3 protein-coding genes are annotated in these 3,242 nt (G+C 49.0%); all 3 read right to left on the bottom strand.

Going from position 1 to position 3,242, the window contains the following annotated elements; all coding sequences use genetic code 11:
* On the bottom strand, nt 1–626 hold a 626-nt coding region (locus WOA58_RS18630; protein ID WP_340605805.1), incomplete at its 3' end, for a ThuA domain-containing protein.
* Nucleotides 627–1,294: 668 nt separating this feature from the next.
* The gene (locus tag WOA58_RS18625) at nt 1,295–1,675 is read right to left on the bottom strand and encodes a Gfo/Idh/MocA family protein (RefSeq protein WP_340605804.1); all 381 of its coding nucleotides are present in this window, start codon (nt 1,673–1,675) and stop codon (nt 1,295–1,297) included.
* Nucleotides 1,676–2,438: 763 nt separating this feature from the next.
* On the bottom strand, nt 2,439–2,690 hold the full coding sequence (locus WOA58_RS18620) for a hypothetical protein (protein ID WP_340605803.1): 252 nt from the start codon (nt 2,688–2,690) through the stop codon (nt 2,439–2,441).
* Nucleotides 2,691–3,242 lie beyond the last annotated feature (552 nt).

Genomic DNA, 3,242 nt, shown 5'->3' with positions numbered 1-3,242 from the left:
CGGATCTCGTCTTGGAAAAAGATCGGATACTCCTCATGGCCAGGGCGGAATGCAAAAATACGCCCGCGGCCACGACGATAGCAAACACCGGAGCGAAACACCTCGCCACCCTCAAACCACGAGATGAATACAGTCCGGTCGGGTTCGGGGATATCATAGGGTTCACCATACATTTCGGTCGAAGGAACTTCAAAAGACTCTGGTAAGCCATCGGTGATTGGATGACCTGGGTCAGCAACCCAGATACGCTCGGTTTCGCCGCTGTGACGGTATTTGATATTGCAGGTTGTCCCCATTAGACGAATAAACGGTTTAGAATTCTTTCCGGAGTGGAGGGGGATGAAACCCATTCCGTCATGAACGTGCTTGACAACACGTTCAGCAACTTCGTCCGCGACCTCATCGTTTGCGCAGTGAGACCACCATATGAGCACATCTGTATTCCCAAGAGTATCTTCGGTTAAACCATGGTCAGGCTCCTGAAGTGTAGCGGTACGGACAGTGAGATCATTATCTATTAATCCGTCCGCAATCGCCCCATGAATTCCTTTGGGATACCGTTCTGCAACCTCTTTATTCTCCTGCTCGTGGATATTCTCGTTCCAGACAGTGATTCGAACAGTCATACACGAATCCGTCGTCCGGGGATATATAAGTTCAATGGTTATCTCACAGCCATGTTGGATCCTAAATGGATATCGTGCTACTGTTCACAGAGAAGTTACGCAGCTGCGACGGGTTATAACCGATCAAAAATCCCAAATATATTGGAAATATTTCCTTGGTTCACTGGGTTGGTGACCAATTCCTACGTGAAGAAGAACAGTCTCGTGCTCAAAATTCCCCTACCGTCCCGAAGAGTGAATCAAATCAGCGTTACTCTCATATCTTAGTACGTAGGACCGTCTATCTTCAAGGACTTGCCAAACAGTATATAAATATGATGTCCCAATGCCCGAATGATCATTGAGATACACTAACCGCTCTATTCTGGATATCATTAAGCGCGGGAATATTAGTTAATCGGTAATTGAGGAGCGACGGGATCAAACAGACCGTTGCCGACGAACGAATACCGTTCCGAAAGCTCAATGCGTTCACTAGTTCGTCCAGATTCGTAAGCTGCCATCGTAACAACCATTGTTCTGAAGGCGTCCTGGACTGTGATTGGCGGTTCGGTTCCCTCTGAGACAGCCTGGGTAAAGGCCTCCACCTTGCTGCGTCTACCTTGGTAATCAAGATATGGATCATGTTTGGTACCTTCGGTATTGATCGTGTAACCGGTGCGCTCCTCCTACTCACGTCCTTTGAGATAAACAGCTCCGTTGTCATCCCAGATATGGATATGCTCACGTGTACGAGGGATAATTCCCGTATCGGAGATGTTTGCAATTGCACCATTATCAAACTCGATAGTGATCGACGACTGCTTATCGAAAATTTGCTCCTTGTCATGGAATACGATATCGGCATTGACGTGAGTTGGTGTAAGCTCGGTCATCCAGAGGATTGCGTCAATGAGGTGCGATCCAACGTTCAGAAGGTGACCACCACCACTCAAGTCGGAATCCATCCGCCAGTCGTCCATATTCCTGTGGTATAATCTCCATTTTTGTGCAATTTTGCCTGTGATAAAAACGATACTGTAAACAATTCCAGAAAGTGAACTCAACATATCCTTTTCAGATACTAAAACAGGAGAAGAAAAGAGAAAACACCATCCTTATAAACGTAAATACAATTATAGCTAATATAAATAGTAGTAGATTCACATCTTTAAGAGTGATTATATACTGTTGAAATTGGCTATTAGTAGAGGTATCTCCTATACTCTGTCCCTCATCGTAATTGGTTGAGGATGATGACTACTCCTGTGGCCCTGTTGAAATCATTCGTTACTGACATTCGGAAGAGGCGTGTTACGTGCCATTCCCGGTCAATCCAATGAAAACTAGCTACTATACGAAACCGCAAGACATGAAGAGGGTTTCAACAGAGCCGCTCCTGTAATTCAATGATGTGTCTCACCCCGACCGAGCGGCTGCGCTCGGGTTCGATCCCGATCGGTACTCTCTCGATCCTGGTGGTATCGACTCACTGACGACCTCCGCACACTCCTTTCCGAGAGCGCCGAACGGATTATCGCTGAGACGCACCTGCTGGCGCTGCAGCAGGCGTATCTCACCGACGCCGACATCGACACGCGAGAGCCCCCAGCTCCCGATCGGACGATCGGGAGCAAATCTGGTGAGAGGCAGGCTCCAATCACGACATAGCAACGTACTGACGTGACGGTACAGCTTCGCCAGCACGTTACTGACCACTTCGAAACCGAGCGAGCCGACAACGCCCGGTATCCAGACACCGCGTTGTACGATCTCCAGACCCACGGGTATGACGAACACAGCCACTGAACAGGGGACGACGCTGTTCGCAGACTAGACGACGCGGAAGGGGGGTCGCCGGATGGCGATACTCACCTCCGTACGATCAAGTAGTTCACGCGGAGCGAACTGCGCGAGCACTTCAATGATGTCAATCAGCAGCTCTTCGAGAAGCTCCAGCAACAAGACGTCCAAGACCTCACCGACCGAAGTGTCACCGTCGCGATCGATACCACCAACTGGGAGTACTACGGCGATCGAGCGGACGCAGAGATGGTACTGGGAATGAAATCGGGCGACGAGCACGAGTGGGCGTATCGGTTCGCGACTCTGACGGTCGTCGGCGAGATCGTTCGAGATGGTTGATCAGAGGTTGAGTACATTACTTGGATAACGGCGGTCGTGCTTGCAAGCGGATAGCAGCAGCTCTCCGATAGTGGAATTTATTCTCGTTATTCACAAGTAATTAGAAAAATCATAGCGTTTCTTATCCATTTTAGCGATGAAAAGTAGCTGACTCTGCGAGTAGGACGGATAATTTCTGGAAGGTTATGCCTGTTATTCAGGGCATTCGCAACTACAGGGACGGTTTTCTATGAAGCACTATAAGATTTATAGAATACTATTTTCGGGATAGCAGCATAGTATCTGTGGGATTCCGGCGATTCAACGGTTTCTCAATCCACTTTTGATTAAGTCACAAGTCACAAGTAGATTTACCACCCCCCGCGCCCTCCACTCATCCAACCCCATGCCAAACCCCAACCCCCAGGGTTCAACCACCACAGAAGACCCTCCAACACTCCAGGAAGGGCTTACACAGTTCCTCGAGGCCAAAGCCAAAGGCGACGACTCAGG

It is taken from the genome of Halalkalicoccus tibetensis, from assembly GCF_037996645.1.
Classification (GTDB): domain Archaea; phylum Halobacteriota; class Halobacteria; order Halobacteriales; family Halalkalicoccaceae; genus Halalkalicoccus; species Halalkalicoccus tibetensis.
The sequence above is the reverse complement of the archived record's forward strand: the minus strand, read 5'-3'. Positions and strand labels throughout refer to the sequence as shown.

What these genes read in the sequence shown, in the direction of transcription:
- WOA58_RS18625 (WP_340605804.1), bottom strand. Translation starts at nt 1,675, where the DNA reads ATGTTGAGTTCACTTTCTGGAATTGTTTACAGTATCGTTTTTATCACA.